Source organism: Peribacillus sp. GL_122 (assembly GCF_057835005.1).
The window spans coordinates 3,795,829-3,813,186 of the sequence record NZ_CM174415.1; the positions used below are offsets into that span (position 1 = coordinate 3,795,829).

Below are 17,358 nucleotides of genomic sequence, written 5' to 3' on the forward strand. Positions count from 1 at the left end.
TTCAGTTCACCCCTAGCTTCTGCAATAATTCCGATAAAATGGCTATTGCATTCGTTTTAACATGGATAAAATCTTTGACTCCGGCTTCACTTAGTGTAATCTCCAATTCTTCTTGTTGCTTACCGGCACTATAAATAGTGATTTCAGGGAATTGCTTTTTAATTTCTTTAATGGTTAATGGCGCTAATTCCGAGTAGTCCGCATCACTGCCGCAAACACAATAGATAGGGAGCTTGGTCGCAGCTACATAATCGACTGCTTCCTCAACGGTTTGACACCCCTTACTGCCGATTGTTTCAATACCACCTGCTGCAGCAAGACTTTTTACGAAATCTGCACGAGGTTTATAGGATTTGAGATTTTTCAAATTAATCAAACCAATAGTTGGAGCCGTTCCACATAATTCTTTATACTTTTCACTGCGTAGCCTTATCTGTTCGAACTGAATGGATACCCGATCCAAGTCAAGCGGGGTAATGCCAACCGGCTTCTCCACTTTCATATATGACACATGGTTATTCCGTGTCGGGGTTTTAATCTTATCAGCGGGATTCGGATAGACATTGGTTCCGATGATGCTTTCTTTTCTGAAGGCCGCATTTTGGACTCTGCCTTGGTAAACTTCAGCTATTTCTTTCTGAAGCGTGCCTTGTTTAATTAGCTCAAGAATCCCTCCAACTGCATCGATTTCAAGGAATTTCGCCCAAACCTTTTCAGCCAATTCATCCGTTAATTGCTCAACATACCATGAACCGCCAGCAGGATCGGCCACTGTTGTGATATTTGTTTCTTCTTTTAAAATCAAGTGAGTGTTACGGGCAATTCTTTCTGAAAAATCATCGGTTTCACCAGTTGCGTGTGTGAATGGATGAATTTGAAGATATTGAATGCCTCCAATAGCTGCAGCGAAAGCTTGATTTGTGGTTCTAAGAATATTGACATGCTGATCATAAAGCGTTTCTGTCAACTCGGAAGTAACGGCATGTATCGCCATTTTAAAATGGTCCGATGCCGTATCGAAAGCTTCTGCAAGTCCTGCCCAAAGCCTTCTGGCAGCCCGCAGTTTAGCGATGGACATGAAGTAATTTGAATCCAAAGCAAAAGAGAATACTATTTTTTCGGAAACCGAAGCAATAGAAAGCCCTTGTTTTTGACCTTCCAATAGATATTGGACAGCAGCCGATAATCCGTAAGCTATTTCTTGTACGGCATTAGCTCCTCCATTATGGTAGACTGCCGTATTAATCAAAACTGTTTTTAAATCCCTGCCTACATTCTGATAGTCTTGGATCGTCTTCAGCCAGTCTGCAAAATAGTTATCCGTATCTTCTGGCAGCTGACCGCAAATGAGCCATTCTGCAATGGGATCTTCAGCAATAACGCCTGTCAATTGGGTATTTTGTGCTTCGGCAACAGCTTTGAATTGAGGGAATAATCCTTTTTGTTTCCCCTTAAGGTCAATGAAAATCGGGATTTCTTTTAATGGGATATCCTTAAACAATTTTTCTGCCCTTGCGCCCTCGGCAAGCAATCGTGCAGGGTATGCCACGACATTTTGACCGCGCTTGAATGAAGCCTTCATCTTTTCATTTGCTTCTTCAGCCGTGATACCGCTTACAGGTTGAACGACAAGCCAAGGTTTTTCGTGATATCCCGTTGGGGACGTTCCTCGGGTGAAAGGGAAAAATCCTGGTAATTCAGCTACTTTTTCCGTTGAATCCGCCTTTTCTGTATAGAGCGGATGTAAAGTGATGCCCTCATATGTATTCGTTTTTAATTTTTCTACACTTTTCCCTTTTAAACTTGCTTCCGCAGCTTCTTTCCACTCTTCAAAAGAAGGCTTTGGAAAGGTTATGTTTTTTACATCTTTCAGTTCCATCTGTAATCGCTTTCTTATCTTCTGCCGCCTCATACGCCCTGTCCTTTCTTTGGGAGAACGAACGCTCAGTCAGTTTTGGATAAGAAAACCACCCTCCCGTCAATTTAATCTGGATTATACTAACATTCTACCATAATTTTCTTGAAATTTAAGACAATAGAAATTAGCAAATCTGTTATTAAGGAAACCACTAGCCTATTTCGCCTTTTTTTAAATCAAGTACAGTCTCTGATCTGTATTAGAACAGCTCTTAATAAAATAATAGCAAAAATAAAATTTTTGTCGATGTTTTTCTACGGAAAAGAGAAATGACAGAGTCTAAACTTTGGCGATCGACTTCGGCATACGCATCTTTCACCAAATCAAAAAGCAAGGGGGAATCAATAACTGCTGGACTAAATGATGATCAGGAACCACCATCATCCCATAGTTATGGTTTCTATCAAATTTTTTTAAAAAAAGGTGATTGGTACGGGTGTGTGAGACTCCAGCGGGAATAGCTTGTCCAAGGAGGGACCCCACAGGCGCCAAGGGCGGACCCGCCCGGGAAATCGAGTGCCTGGAGTTCCAACTAACGTTCAAATTGTACCAATCAAAAAAACTGTAGGCAAACTCGATTTTCATCAAGTTTGCCTACAGTCTGAAGGAATAACCTTCCGGCCTTCCTTTTCTTCATTTTAGTATATGGAAGTGTTATCTTTGGAAATCTTTTCGATGATTTCTTTAACCCTTGCAAGGAATCGTCCGCATACCAGTCCGTCCAAAACACGATGATCAAGTGATAAACAGAGATTCACCATATCTCGTACTGCAATCATATCATTTATGACCACTGGGCGTTTTACAATCGTTTCAACTTGTAAAATGGCCGCCTGTGGATAATTGATGATTCCCATGGACTGGACAGAACCGAATGAGCCAGTGTTATTAACAGTGAACGTACCACCTTGCATATCCTCTGCTTTTAACTTACCCGCCTTTACTTTGGATGCAAGTTCCTGTATCTCCCTTGCTATACCTTTGATTGATTTTTCATCGGCATTTTTAATGACCGGTACAAATAAGGCATCTTCGGTTGCAACGGCTATTGATATATTGATTTCTTTCTTTTGTATGATTTTTTCGCCTGCCCACATCGAATTGAGCTCTGGAAATTCCGTAAGGGCTTGAGCAACCGCTTTTACGAAAAAGGCAAAGTACGTTAAATTATAGCCTTCTTTTTGTTTAAACTCGGATTTAAGATTATCACGCAACTTCACCATATTACTTGCATCAACTTCCACCATCGTCCAAGCATGCGGAATTTCGTGCTTACTTTTCAACATATTGGACGCAATTGCCTTACGGATGCCGGTAACAGGTATTTCCTTGTCCCCAGCCACAGTCGGCACGTTTGTTACTGGACTGGTTTGACGATTAACTTGAGGGGCGATCTCTACAGGAGCTGAATCGGTTATTGCGGAAGGCTCCTCCGCCTTAGGAAGATTCCCTGATTCAACAAGTTTCAGTAAATCTTTACGGGTGATCCGTCCCTCATTCCCCGTTCCTTTAACTTTTGAAAGATCTATTCCATGCTCCTGGGAAAGTTTTAACACAGCTGGCGAATAGCGAGATTTCCTTGATGGTTCGGCCGACGCTTGCTGCACATCTCTTGTAACAGGTGCATCAGCATTTTCCTCACTATGAGAAACTTGCCCAGCATTTCCGTTATCCGTCTTTGCCGCTTCAACTTCAATCGAGCAAATGACTTCCCCGACTGCCAATGTTTGATTCTCATCCGCTTTCAATTCCTTGATGATGCCGGTGAAGGAAGAAGGAACCTCAGCATTTACTTTATCCGTCATTACTTCAGCTAGCGGGTCGTATTTCGTGACATGATCCCCAGGCTTCACAAGCCATTTACTGATGGTTCCCTCTGTGACACTTTCGCCTAGTTGAGGCATCTTCATTAATTCCATAGCCATAATTCGTTCCTCCTTCTTAACAGTCATTAATACTCTGCCAATTCCCTCATTGCTTTTTCCACTTTATCAGGATTCACCATAAATTGTTTTTCCATCGTAGGCGCATATGGCATGGCAGGTACATCAGGTCCGGCCAATCGTTTTACAGGGGCATCCAAATCAAAAAGGCAATGCTCGGCAATGATGGCTGCGACCTCACTCATGATGCTTCCTTCTTTATTATCTTCCGTAACCAGTAATACTTTCCCCGTTTTAGAAGCTGCTTCTATGATAGCATCCTTATCCAAAGGGTAGACCGTACGCAAGTCAAGAACATGTGCAGAAATTCCATCTGCAGCTAATTTTTCTGCTGCCTGAAGGGCAAAATGCACACAAAGGCCATAGGAGATGACAGTAATGTCTTCCCCTTCCCTTTTCACTTCCGCCTTACCGATGGGAAGTACATAATCTTCAGTCGGTACCTCACCCTTGATCAAGCGGTAAGCGCGTTTATGTTCAAAGAAAAGTACTGGGTCTTCATCGCGAATGGCGGCTTTAAGCAACCCCTTTACATCATACGGAGTGGAAGGCATCACAATTTTCAAGCCCGGCTGATTGGCAAAGATTGCTTCAACCGATTGTGAATGATAAAGGGCTCCATGAATCCCTCCTCCATACGGAGCACGGATAACCATAGGACAGCTCCAGTCATTATTAGAACGGTATCTAATTTTGGCTGCCTCTGAAACTATTTGGTTAATGGCAGGCATGATGAAATCAGCAAATTGCATCTCAGCTATCGGCCGAAGCCCATACATGGCGGCTCCAATTCCCACTCCTGCAATTGCAGATTCAGCGAGCGGGGTATCGATGACCCTGGCTTCACCGAATTGGTCGTATAAACCATTAGTGGCTTTAAAGACCCCACCTTTTTTTCCTACATCCTCTCCCAATACGAACACACGGGAATCACGTTCCATCTCTTCCCTCATTGCCATTGTCACGGCATCTATATAAGAAATCACTGGCATTCTATTACCCCCTTACTTTTGTGCATACACATGATTCATAGCACTTTCAGCCTTCGGATATGGAGCATTTTCAGCATAATCTGTTGCTTCGTTTACTATCTTCATGACTTCATCATTCATTTGTTTCTCAAGGTTATCATCCATGATTCCCACTTCTTTTAAATACGCTCCAAATGTCATTATCGAATCCTTCGTTTTGGCTTCGGCCACTTCGTCCGCAGTCCGGTAGCTTCGGTCATCATCATCACTTGAATGAGGTGTAAGCCTGTATGAAACGGTTTCTACAAGTGTAGGGCCTTCTCCCCTTCGTGCACGGTCAGCCGCTTCTTTCACCGCTGCATACACTTCCAATGGATCATTGCCATCCACCGTTATTCCAGGCATCCCATAGCCAATCGCCCTGTCGGAAACATTTTCACACGATAGCTGTTTCTCAATAGGAACTGAAATCGCATATTTATTATTTTCACACATGAAAATGACCGGTAGCTTGTGCACACCTGCAAAGTTGGCCCCTTCATGAAAATCGCCCTGATTGGATGAACCTTCCCCAAACGTTACGAATGTCACCAAATCCTTACCTTCCATCTTCCCTGCAAGGGCAATTCCAACAGCATGCGGGACCTGTGTCGTTACAGGCGATGAACCAGTGACGATCCTATTTTTCTTTTGACCAAAATGACCAGGCATTTGGCGCCCGCCGGAATTGGGATCTTCCTCTTTCGCGAAACCTGAAAGCATCAAGTCTTTTGCGGTCATTCCGAAGGTAAGTACCACACCGACATCCCGATAATAAGGCAGTACATAATCCTTTTGCCGATCAAGCGCAAACGCAGCCCCAACCTGTGCAGCTTCTTGCCCCTGGCAGGAAATCACGAAGGGAATTTTCCCGGATCGGTTTAAAAGCCACATGCGCTCATCAATTCTGCGGGACAAAAGCATTGTCCGGTACATATCTAAAACCGTTTCCTCATTTAAGCCTAATTGTTCATGACGTTTTTCTACCATCATAAAACCTCCTGACCTTATTCTTTATGAATGAATGGCACGTCCATCGACAGCAAGGGCCGCTTCTCCGATTGCTTCAGAAAGACTTGGGTGCGGATGAATTGTCTTGCCTATTTCCCAAGGTGTCGCATCAAGCACTTTTGCAAGTCCGGCTTCTGAAATCATATCCGTAACATGTGGTCCGATCATATGAACGCCCAGTATATCATCCGTTCTCTTATCGGCGATGATTTTGACAAAGCCATCCGCTTCCCCGAATACAAGGGCCTTACCAACTGCACGGAATGGGAATTTCCCAATTTTAAGGTCATAGCCTTCCTTGTTTGCCTGTTCTTCCGTCAAACCGACACTTGCAGCTTCAGGGCTTGAATACACACATTTTGAAATGAGCGAATAATCCAGCCGTTCCGGTTTTTGGCCTGCGATATGTTCAACGGCCGTAATGCCTTCATGAGAGGCAACGTGAGCCAATTGGAGACCGCCAATACAATCACCGATTGCATAGATATGTGATTCCTTCGTTTGGAAGAAGTCATTGGTTTCAATAAAGCCTTTTTCTTTCATAATTTCCGTATTTTCAATGCCGATCCCTTCAACATTTGCTGATCTGCCTACGGAAACCAGCATTTTTTCAGCTGTGAATCCCTCTACCGAACCTTTGACTTCTGCAGATATGGAAACTGAAACATCCGTTTTCAGGGTTTCAGGCAATACCTTCGCACCTGTAACGAATTTGACGCCTTTTTTCGTTAGGAGACGAAGCATTTCACTGGAAATATCATGGTCCTCAGTCGGGATGATTCTATCTGCATATTCCAGTACTGTCACTTCCACACCAAAATCATTGAGCATCGAAGCCCATTCAATGCCGATAACACCGCCGCCTACAATAATCATAGATTTTGGCAGGCTCTCAAGCTTTAGAGCTTCATCCGATGTAAGCACCAATTCCCCATCAATCGCTAAACCGGGCAGTGTCTTCGGACGCGAACCGGTAGCAATGATGACATTCTGAGGAATGAGCATTTCATTTTCACTGCCATTATTCATTTCCACGGAAATTGTCCCAGGCATCGGTGAAAATATAGAAGGACCAAGTATACGCCCTAACCCTTCATAAACCGTTATCTTTCCTTGTTTCATCAAGTGCTGAACACCTTTATAGAGTTGATCGACCACTTTATTCTTTCTTTCCTGCACCTTAAGGAAGTCTACCTTTACATCCCCGGTAACAATACCGAATTCCTCACTTTTCACTGCAGTCTGATAAACTTCCGCACTCCTTAAAAGTGCTTTCGAAGGGATACAACCTTTATGTAGACACGTTCCGCCGAGCTTGCCTTTCTCCACGACAGCCGTTTTCAATCCTAATTGAGCAGCCCTTATTGCCGCCACATACCCGCCTGTTCCTCCTCCGAGGATAACGAGGTCAAATTCTTCAGCCAAAACCACTCCTCCTCACAAATACATACTATTTGTCACCATTTTTACTTGGCATATATTTATTACGTTATCCATGTTGAAAATTCCTGTGTTTATTTAAAAAAACACAGGAATCTTTAGCTTGTAAAACTACAATCATTTTCTTCCATTCAAGATATGTTTTTCATTTTGCAAGAATTGGCTCCTTGAATTCCTCATGCGAGCAATTCGCTCCTCTGCCATCCTATCCGCTGCTTTATATGTTGGGATTTGATCGCGTTTTGCAATCTCGATGACTCTTTCAATTGTATCATAAACCGTTTCCACTTTCTTAAGGGCTCTTTCCCGATTATATCCTAAAAGCTCATCGGCCACGTTTATGACTCCACCTGCATTAATAACATAATCAGGTGCATATATAATACCTTTTTCATGAATTTGATCGCCATGAACAGGTTCCTTCAATTGATTATTGGCCGCACCTGCAATGACCTTCGCCTTGATTTGATTGATTGTATGATCATTTATGACAGCCCCTAACGCACAAGGTGCATAGATATCACAGTCTACTCCATAAATTTCATCAGGATTAACTGCAGTCGCCCCAAAGGATTCAACCGCACGGGCCACACTTTCTTTATTGATATCCGTAACGATCAGCTGGGCGCCTTCCTCATGAAGGTGACGGCATAAGTTATAAGAAACATTCCCGACGCCTTGGACTGCAACCACCTTGCCTTCTAAGGAATCAGTTCCGAATGCTTCTTTTGCAGCAGCTTTCATACCGCGATATACCCCATAGGCAGTTACTGGGGAAGGATTTCCCGAAGAACCGAATGCAGGGGAAATTCCAGTGACAAAATTCGTCTCCTCATGAATGAGATCCATATCCTCAACCGTTGTACCTACATCTTCCGCTGTTATATAACGCCCATTCAGTCCTTGGATATACCTTCCGAATGCACGGAACATTTCTTCATTTTTATCCTTACGGGGATCGCCGATGATGACGGTTTTTCCCCCGCCTAAATTCAAGCCGGCAGCTGCGTTCTTATATGTCATTCCTCTTGAAAGCCTTAAGGCATCTTCAATGGCATCTTCTTCAGATGCATACGTCCACATCCTAGTGCCTCCAAGCGCAGGCCCTAATGTCGTATCATGAATGGCAATAATCGCTTTCAAACCAGATTGTTTATCCTGACAGAATAACAATTGCTCGTAATCATACTTCTCAAGATATTTAAAAATTTCCATAAAGGAATCCTCCCTAGATGTTTTAATACATGTCAGATATGAGGACACTGTATTACTCCTCATTCTTACTTGTTACTACGTTCATTTTAAATAAAATCCGCTACTAGCATGATATTTTCCCCATGGGGAATGGTTCCCTTGAAAGATCCATGCACTTTTAAATATGCAAATAACATGCCAATAAAATACATAATGAGAGCCTTTTTATCCAAATAAAGGAGATGCTGGTTAATATGTTGGGCAACTATAGCCTATAACAAATTCAAAAAAATTTCATGTTAGAAGTGGAGTCTCGCTTAAATTAAAATAAATCAGAAAATTCCACGCAGTTTTTTTCATAGTACGCAAATATTTGCGTGCAAAAATTTTCACAATTTTAGTTTTTCCATTTTGTAATATAGATTTCTAACTGAAATCCCCAGCGCTTTTGCCGTAAGTGTTTTATTTCCCTTGTGGGTATGGAACGCTTGCTGAATGATTTCGGCTTCATACTGGTCTATTATCTCCGAGAGCGGTTTCCCCGATACGTAGCCAGAAGGCTTCATTAATAATTTCTCCTGCTTTAATGGAATCTCTTCGATAAAATCCGGAATATGATGTATATCAATGACCGTCTCGTTCAATTTCATGAAAATGATTGCCCGTCCTAAGATATTTTCCAGTTCCCTGACATTACCCGGCCAGTTGTAAATTTGCATTTTATGTATAGCTGCTGCTGTAATTCCCTCTATGCTCCGTCCATACTCCTGATTGATTTTATTAATCAAATGCTCCGCCAATTCTCTCAAATCTTCTTTTCTCTTTCTTAATGGTGCAATGAAAATAGGCATGCGGTTCAGCCTGAAATACAAGTCTTCCCTGAATGATCCGTTTGCGATGGCCTGTTCAAGATTGATATTCGTAGCGGCTATCACCCGGACATTGATGGGGATCGGCTTCGTCCCCCCCACTCTGATGATTTCCTTTTCTTGTAATACCCGAAGTAATTTAGCTTGGATGTTGGCCGGCAATTCACCAATTTCGTCCAAAAAGATACTCCCTTGATTTGCCTCTTCAAAAAAACCGACCTTTCCCCCCCTGCTTGCCCCGGTAAAGGCTCCTTCATCATAACCGAACAGTTCACTTTCAAGTAATGATTCCGAGATGGCCGCACAATTTACCCGTACGAATTTATTGAATTTCCTATCACTCGCATTATGTATGGCATGTGCAAATAACTCTTTGCCCGTCCCTGATTCCCCTCTTAATAAGACAGTAGCAGGTGTTCTTGCCGATAATTTCGCCTGTTCAATGGGAAGCTTCATCTCTTCGGAAGCCCCAATTATATCATCAAAGGAATATTTAGCCTGCAACGTCCGGATAATCTGTCTTGCCCGATTCAATTCGTGGGTCAAGGCTTGAATTTCCGATACATCATGAATGACGCCAACGCTCCCTTTCAGGCACCCATCCACAATGATTGGAGCAACATTCACGATCACTTCCTTATGTTTTGGGCCGACACGCATATTGACACCCCGAACAGGCTTTTTTGTTTGAAGCACTTTCATATGCATACTTTCACCTTCGTAAATATCGATGGAAGCCGGCTTACCGATTACTTGGGTCTTTGTTAAGCCGGTGATTCTTGTATATGCCGGATTGATCAAAAGCCCCCTGCCTTGATCATCCACAACAGATATGGCTTCATCACTGGATTGAATGATCGCCTGGAGCATCGTCTGTATCTCTTTTAAATCAGTGATCTGCTCTGCCAATTGTACAGCTTCCGTTTTATTCCTAAACACGGAAAAAGCCCCTATGATTTCCTTATCAGCATTCACAAGAGGTATCCTTGTCGTTATGAGTTCCATCCCATTGCTAAGGGTGATTTCCTGATTCACTTCTTTTTGGTTCGTTTGCATCACTCGCAGCAATCCAGTTGAAGGGATGAAATCTTTGATATGTCTGCCTATCACATCTTCGCGCTTTGTGTCAGATGCACGTTCCGCACTATCATTGAACATGATGATGAATCCTTCATGATCAATCACCACCATTCCTTCACTGGTCGTATTAAGGATCAAGTCCATTTTTGCCGAGGTATTTTCCAATTTACTTATTAATCGATTTTTCTCTTCAAACAACTTAGTCATAATGAGGGCGACACTTCCAGGAATGAGAATCGTTTGTTCGCCCATGTCCCTTTTTATCTTTTTATAGACAGATGGGTCTCCGGTCGTATCAAAAATGATGTCCAAATCCCGCTCCAATCCCATGCTCCAATCAGTCACTGTAGGAATCCTTCGTTCCTTTGCAGCAAGCATCCCTTCAGCGGATTCATTCGTATCAGCCATACAAACAATGGAGAATACTTCACTTTCCGATAGGAGTTTCAACACGGTTGTCCCTCCCACTCCTCCCCCTACTATCATGACCTTTTGCATGAGCCATCCCCCTTAAGATATAATTAACCCTTTTAATAGATCATTCCCTGCAATTTTTTTCATACTCCCAACCATTTTACCATATCGGTACCCTTTAAAAACAGCCGCCAACTCCCAGTCATTATCTAGATTCCCGAAACTTGACAAATAATTTATATCCTTTATCATTTTTTAAAGACGGAATTTTCGGAAGGGATTTGACCGCATGAAACGTTTAATCGCTTTTTTGATTCTTTTTATACCTGGTGCCTTTGCTGCCTATGGCATAAAAATAATGAGGGACATGGTGTTCGGTATTTTACAGCCTCCCTATCCATTCCTTTGGCTGCAATTTTTAATAGGACTGCTCATTACGATTGGCGGAATAGCCTTTATCGCCGGCTTCGTCCTTCATCGAGATCGAAAACAAAATAAGGTCCAAAGCAGGTTCACTAAATTTTAAACGTAAATAGAAGGTGCCATGTATCATATGGCACCTTCTTTCTTTATCTTGATTTCAATCCTTCTCTGATCCGTACGGCTGCCTCGGGAAAATCGGTAATGATGCCGCTGCACCCCAGTTTGAATAACCGCTTCATCTCTGCTTCTTTATTAATGGTATATGGCCGTACAGGAACATCCATGCTCTCCGATGCTTGAATTAATGCATCAGGGGCAGCCCTGATATTTGGGTGGATTGCACTTCCGCCTATTGCCTTTGCATATATCCACGGCATGTATAGACAATCCCTATAAAGCGGTGCGGTTTCCAATTCAGGTGCCAATTGATGGCAATTGACCAAACTGTAATGATTGAATGAAGAAAGGATTACCCTTTCCTCCATTTCGTATGTACGGATGAGCCGGATGACTTTCTCTTCTAAGCCTGGATACAGAAAAAGCATATTTTTTAATTCAATATTGCAAAAAAGCTGATTATCGTAAAGCCAAATAAATAGTTCTTCAAGCGTCGGAATCTTTTCTTTACTCAATTTACCCTTATGGGTTGCAGAAGCATTAAGTGTTTTCAACTCCATCAAGGTCCGGTCTTTTACATACCCCGAGGCATTCGTGGTCCGATCGAGCTTTTCATCGTGAATGATGACCACTTCTCCATCTTTCGAGAGTTGGACATCCGTTTCAATTCCGTCCGCCCCGACACGGGCAGCTTCTTTGAACGCCGACATCGTATTTTCCGGATGTGTTCCTGCAGAGCCTCGATGCGCAAAGATTAAGGTCATGATGAAACGCCGCCTCTCTCAATAATTGTTATATCCCAATTTTATGAACAGAAACAGCAAATTATTTTTATTTAAATCAATCCTTCAATCAAAATGCAGGTGATTATTTTCTGCATAGAATGTTCCTTTCGCGTTAATTGTTGGCTCTTTGATGCTCAGCTCATTTTGCAATACATGCATTAAAATCCCTTCGGAAATTCCTTCGCTTTGAAGACTCTCTAAAATATTCCCCATAATTACTGAATGGTTCTCTTTCAGGTAGTTTTCTGAACAATTGAGTTTTACACTTGCGGACATTTTATCAGCCGCTATGTCCAACTAAGTAAACGTCCGTCTTCCCAATTGAATTCTTTCCCCGCTTGCCTCTGTCAGTGCATCCTTCAAGTCTTTGACGATCTAAGCATGATTTGCGAAAAATCCAATAGGATAGGATTCAACTGAAGAATGGAAAAGCCTTTTTGACAAACGGTGATAAAAACCATATCTTTATCCGCCTCCATTACAAAATGCTCATTTTTTTCATAAACCATTAACTCCCCTCTTTTCGCAGTGGTCATATATACCCATAATTATATATATCTAAAAGTTAAGGAAAAGGGAGCTATATAACACCTACTTCGTCTAAAATGATTTGTACCGCTTTTTCACAAAACAAAAACGCCTTTTATTTATGGGATTTCCTTCAAAATCCAATAAATAAAAGGCGTTTAATTTTTTTTAACCGGCATAAAAAATTTGAAGTTGCCGATTAGAAAAAATCAAGAAGCAACTTCTTCCTGTCCTTTACCTCCAGACGGAGAGTTCCTATTTATATTTAGCGGCTCTAGCCTTTATATGGTCAATTGTTACCCTGAATCCTTACAACTGGTTTTTCCCTACCCCTGTCAAGAAGCTTTATGTTCGAGGCGCAGCTTATCGGCAACCATGGCAATGAATTCCGAATTTGTAGGCTTTGCCTTAGTCATGCTTACGGTATATCCGAAAAGAGATGATATGGATTCTATATTTCCACGGCTCCAGGCCACTTCAATCGCATGCCGGATAGCACGTTCAACACGGCTGGCTGTAGTATTGTATTTTTTGCGATATCCGGATATAAAACTTTGGTGATAGAACCCAATAGTTCAATATCATTATATACCATTGATATCGCTTCCCTTAAATACAAATAGCCCTTAATATGTGCAGGCACTCCAATCTCGTGAATGATGCTCGTGATGCTGGCATCGAGGTTCTTCGGCTTGGATTCATTTTGGGGACGATAGCTAAATTGACTATGATTTTTTAAAACCGCCTGCCCTTTACTGCTTACCTGACGTATGTGATTGGCCAGATTTTCCATATCGAATGGTTTCAGGATAAAGTAAGACGCACCCAAATCAACAGCTTTTTTCGTTACATCTTCTTGACCAAAGGCAGTAAGCATAATCACATTAGGCATAGCACCCCGTTTTACTTCACGAAGTTTTTCAAGTACACCTAACCCATCTAAATGAGGCATGATAATATCGAGGATCAATATATCCGGATCAACGCTTTCAAGCATCCCCAAGCAATCTTGACCGTTATGTGCCACCCCAATTACTTCCATGTCTTCCTGTGCAGAAATGTATTCTTCCAGAAGGCCAACAAGTTCTCTATTATCATCTACAACGCACACCTTAATTTTTTTCACGCTTGATTTCCTCCTCAACTACAATTGGTCTTTTTTTCTATATGACTAAATTCTATTGTAATTGAACTTTTCGACAATGGAAACTAAATTCCTTTTATTTTTGAAAAAATATAAGGAATTCAATATTATTCTCCGGATATCTCTTGTTTTCGACTTCGTTTGCTATTCGAATAAAGCGATTGTCGAAAAATCTTCATATCGTTATCATTTTATCACATCGTTACAAAAAAACCTCTATTTTTTGAAGAAATCAAATTTAATTCCTACCCAAAACCTATGCTAACCATAACTTTCCATTAAAAAGGGGCATCCAAAAGGATACCCGGATTCTTAGCTTGCCTTTTCATAATTATTTTTGTCGTATATATTTATACCGGCTTCGTTTAACATCCATTCGATATGGACTCCATACCCACTTGTAGGATCATTAACGAATACATGGGTGACTGCACCGATTAATTTCCCATTTTGTATGATAGGACTGCCGCTCATACCTTGAACGATCCCACCTGTTTTTTGCAGCAATTCCTTATCCGTCACTTTTAAGACCATTCCTTTAATTGCAGGAAACTTCTGTGGTATGGAACTGACGATTTCGACATCGAATTCCTCCACTTCAGAACCATCCACCACTGTAAGGATTTTTGCTGGTCCTTCCTTTACCTCATGGGAAAGGGTGATGGGGAGTGGCTTGTCGTTAATTCCATTTTTAAAATCTTGATTTAATTTCCCAAAAATACCAAAGGGACTATTGCGATTGATATTTCCTATTTTTTCTTTATTAGAAGAAAAGCGTGCCAATTTTTCTCCGGGATCACCATTGCTTCCTTTTTCGATGGATGTGACCGTCGATTGAACAATCTGTCCGTCCTTAACAACAATCGGCTTTTTTGTATCCATATCGGATATGACATGTCCCAACGCCCCATATTTTTTTGAATCCGGGTGATAAAACGTCATCGTTCCGATACCAGCTGCCGAATCACGGATATACAAACCCAATTTGTAAGTTCCTTCATTCTTATCTTTTAGAGGTAATAGGGTACTGTGGAGCACTTCATTATCACGGTTAATGACAAGATTCAACGCCTCACCCTTTTCGCCTGCCTGCTGAACAAAAGGGGTTACATCCCCCATCTTCTTTATCGTCTGACCATTGATTTCTGTAATAATATCACCGATTTCAATTTTCGCTTTTTCTCCCGGTGATTTTTTCCCCTGCGCAGTATCAATAAGATGATGACCTACTACGAGCACCCCAAGAGTATTAAGCTTTACTCCAATGGATTGGCCACCAGGCATGACTTTAAAGTCTTTTAACACCCTGATGTCGACCTTTTTGGCAGGCAGGCCTGCTACATCGAGTAACACTTCATTCGTACCTGGCTTCTCAGCACCAAGCGTAATCGAAGCTTGTTCATCATGAAGCGAAATTCCATCACTGGATCCCGAAGTTTTTGCAGAAACAGGCAATGATTTGGAAATACTATATTGACTTCCTTCAAATAGTACAAGATGATTTGGAATTAAAAAATATTCACGAGATGGCTGGTATAACCCTAATGTTAATAGCGAAACAAGGAGAATTCCACCGATGATCCTGTTTATCCATATAAATTTCAATCCATTCACTCTCCTCGCTCTCTGAAACTTAATGGCTACACCTTTAATTTAGCCCTCATGACAGTCATTTATAACAGGTGCAAAAAATAAAAGCTATCCGTTTTTGGATAGCTTTACAATGAATGCTTATGATTAGTTTAATTAATCTTCTTACCGGCCCATCAAGATGTAATTTTCAGCCTTTTGGCAAGCTGGATTAATTCATTGGCATGTTGTTTCGTCAAATCCGTTATCTCTACTCCTGAAATCATCCTGCCAATTTCTTTTATTTTTTCAGTTTCAATTAACGGCTTTACCGAAGTATTCGTGCGTCCGGCCCTTACATTTTTCGCTATGAAAAGGTGTGTATCCGCCATAGCTGCCACCTGTGGCAAATGGGATATGCACAGTACTTGTGATCCGGTTGCCACTTTATAGATCTTTTCGGCAATGGATTGCGCAACCCGTCCGCTCACACCTGTGTCCACTTCATCAAAGATAATGGACGTTATACCTTGGTGCTTGGAGAATATGCTTTTCAATGCCAGCATGATCCTCGACAGTTCACCACCAGATGCGATTTTAGAAAGAGGTTTTAATGGTTCACCTGGATTGGTGGAAATATAAAATTCCATTGAATCCAGCCCTGACTGATTGATGCCCCTATCTGACAATTCATCGAAAGTATAGGCCGTTTGAAGGAAATGTGGTTCGAAAATTGTTTTTTCCATGTATAAATCTTTTAATTCCTGATGAATCTTTTTGGTTAGCTGCTGAGCAAATTTCTGGCGAAGTTCAGACAGATTCTTTGCTTCGACAATTAAATCTGCCTTGATGGATTTCATTTCCTTTTCAAGCTTCGCTATATGGGTTTCCCTATTTTGCAGCTTTTCGACTTCTTCTTCAATAGCGGCCCCATACTCCAGGATTTCCTCGATGGTCCGCCCGTATTTACGCTTTAATTGATTTATTTCATTAAGGCGACTTTCAATGAATTCCACTCGCTCTGTATCATAATCCAAAGAGTCTAATTGGTCACGGATGTTAGACACGGCCTCCTCAAGCAGGAAGTAGCTATTTGAAACGGTTTCAGAGCTGTTCTTTAAACCTTCATCAAGCCCTGCCGCTTCCTCCAAATTATTCATGGCTACGGAAAGCCAATCAATTGCATGCTGCTCACCATTTAAAGCATTATAACTGGTTTGCAGCGCTTCATGGATTTTTTCGAAATTATTAATTTTCTTCCGCTCTTCCATCAATTCTTCATCTTCGCGTAATTTCAAATCAGCTTTTTGGATTTCATCGAATTGAAATTGGATCAAATCAAGGCGGTGGACCATTTGCTGTTCATTTTGGCTCAAACCATTCAATTGTTTAGAAGCGGTTTCATAACGTTTATATAGCTTTTGGTATTCAGTGAGTGCAGATGCGATTTTTTCACCGCCGAATTGATCGAGCAGTGGAAGATGGAGTCGTTCGTCCATTAATTCCTGATGTTCATGCTGACCATGGATATCTATCAACGTCCGTCCTATCTCACGTAAGGTGGAAATCGTTACAAGCTTTCCGTTTACCCTGCAAACGCTTTTGCCGCTCAGTGAGATATCCCTTCGAAGTATCGCCATCCCATCATTCATATCGATGCCAAACTCTTCCGCTTTGGCAAAGACCGGGTGTTTTACATCTTCAATTTGGAATAATCCTTCTATTTCAGCCTTCGACTCACCATGCCGAATGAACTCTGCAGAACCACGTCCCCCAACCAAAAGATGAACGGCATCTATTATGATTGACTTCCCTGCCCCTGTTTCTCCTGTCAAGACCGTCAAGCCTTTCTCAAATGAAACGGACAGGCTGTCTATGATCGCAAAATTCCTAATCGATAGTTCTGTTAACAA

Annotated in this window: 13 protein-coding genes and 1 pseudogene; 1 reads left to right on the forward strand and 13 read right to left on the reverse strand. The window is 41.7% G+C overall.

All coding sequences use genetic code 11. From position 1 onward, the window contains the following. Nucleotide 1: 1 nt before the first annotated feature. From AC3ISB_RS18325 to AC3ISB_RS18355, 7 genes are all read right to left on the reverse strand, one after another. Entirely contained in the window at nucleotides 2–1,912 is a 1,911-nt protein-coding gene (locus AC3ISB_RS18325; protein WP_141993860.1) for a methylmalonyl-CoA mutase family protein, read from the reverse strand. Between the two features lie 644 nt (nucleotides 1,913–2,556). Beyond that, on the reverse strand, nucleotides 2,557–3,843 hold the full coding sequence (locus AC3ISB_RS18330; RefSeq protein ID WP_141993859.1) for a dihydrolipoamide acetyltransferase family protein: 1,287 nt from the start codon (nucleotides 3,841–3,843) through the stop codon (nucleotides 2,557–2,559). A gap of 26 nt (nucleotides 3,844–3,869) precedes the next feature. Next, entirely contained in the window at nucleotides 3,870–4,853 is a 984-nt protein-coding gene (locus tag AC3ISB_RS18335; protein WP_098369855.1) for an alpha-ketoacid dehydrogenase subunit beta, read from the reverse strand. Between the two features lie 12 nt (nucleotides 4,854–4,865). After that, on the reverse strand, nucleotides 4,866–5,861 hold the full coding sequence (locus tag AC3ISB_RS18340) for a thiamine pyrophosphate-dependent dehydrogenase E1 component subunit alpha (RefSeq protein ID WP_098369854.1): 996 nt from the start codon (nucleotides 5,859–5,861) through the stop codon (nucleotides 4,866–4,868). A 24-nt stretch (nucleotides 5,862–5,885) separates the two neighbouring features. Further along, on the reverse strand, nucleotides 5,886–7,307 hold the full coding sequence (gene lpdA / locus AC3ISB_RS18345; RefSeq protein ID WP_141993858.1) for a dihydrolipoyl dehydrogenase: 1,422 nt from the start codon (nucleotides 7,305–7,307) through the stop codon (nucleotides 5,886–5,888). 132 nt (nucleotides 7,308–7,439) lie between these two features. Continuing rightward, on the reverse strand, nucleotides 7,440–8,537 hold the full coding sequence (bcd, locus tag AC3ISB_RS18350; protein WP_480338660.1) for a branched-chain amino acid dehydrogenase: 1,098 nt from the start codon (nucleotides 8,535–8,537) through the stop codon (nucleotides 7,440–7,442). Nucleotides 8,538–8,905: 368 nt separating this feature from the next. After that, nucleotides 8,906–10,963: a sigma-54 interaction domain-containing protein gene (locus tag AC3ISB_RS18355; protein WP_141993857.1), complete on the reverse strand. Its 2,058-nt coding sequence runs from the start codon at nucleotides 10,961–10,963 to the stop codon at nucleotides 8,906–8,908. 205 nt (nucleotides 10,964–11,168) lie between these two features. Between AC3ISB_RS18355 and AC3ISB_RS18360 the strand changes: the two genes are divergently transcribed. Then, nucleotides 11,169–11,405: a DUF2627 domain-containing protein gene (locus AC3ISB_RS18360; RefSeq protein ID WP_098369850.1), complete on the forward strand. Its 237-nt coding sequence runs from the start codon at nucleotides 11,169–11,171 to the stop codon at nucleotides 11,403–11,405. A gap of 43 nt (nucleotides 11,406–11,448) precedes the next feature. Here the strand turns inward: AC3ISB_RS18360 and AC3ISB_RS18365 are convergent, their stop codons facing one another. From AC3ISB_RS18365 to recN, 6 genes and pseudogenes are all read right to left on the reverse strand, one after another. Further along, nucleotides 11,449–12,183, reverse strand: a complete 735-nt coding sequence (locus AC3ISB_RS18365; RefSeq protein ID WP_489273806.1) for a glycerophosphodiester phosphodiesterase — start codon at nucleotides 12,181–12,183, stop codon at nucleotides 11,449–11,451. A gap of 84 nt (nucleotides 12,184–12,267) precedes the next feature. Next, nucleotides 12,268–12,480: a hypothetical protein gene (locus AC3ISB_RS18370; protein WP_480338656.1), complete on the reverse strand. Its 213-nt coding sequence runs from the start codon at nucleotides 12,478–12,480 to the stop codon at nucleotides 12,268–12,270. A gap of 83 nt (nucleotides 12,481–12,563) precedes the next feature. Then, the gene (locus tag AC3ISB_RS18375) at nucleotides 12,564–12,713 is read right to left on the reverse strand and encodes a hypothetical protein (RefSeq protein WP_489273807.1); all 150 of its coding nucleotides are present in this window, start codon (nucleotides 12,711–12,713) and stop codon (nucleotides 12,564–12,566) included. 354 nt (nucleotides 12,714–13,067) lie between these two features. Beyond that, nucleotides 13,068–13,858 (reverse strand): annotated as a pseudogene (gene spo0A, locus AC3ISB_RS18380) (sporulation transcription factor Spo0A). Nucleotides 13,859–14,188: 330 nt separating this feature from the next. Then, on the reverse strand, nucleotides 14,189–15,481 hold the full coding sequence (gene spoIVB, locus AC3ISB_RS18385) for a SpoIVB peptidase (protein ID WP_076365437.1): 1,293 nt from the start codon (nucleotides 15,479–15,481) through the stop codon (nucleotides 14,189–14,191). A 161-nt stretch (nucleotides 15,482–15,642) separates the two neighbouring features. Next, nucleotides 15,643–17,358 carry a DNA repair protein RecN gene (recN, locus tag AC3ISB_RS18390; protein ID WP_098369847.1) on the reverse strand — a complete coding sequence of 572 codons (1,716 nt, stop codon included), beginning with the start codon at nucleotides 17,356–17,358 and terminating at the stop codon, nucleotides 15,643–15,645.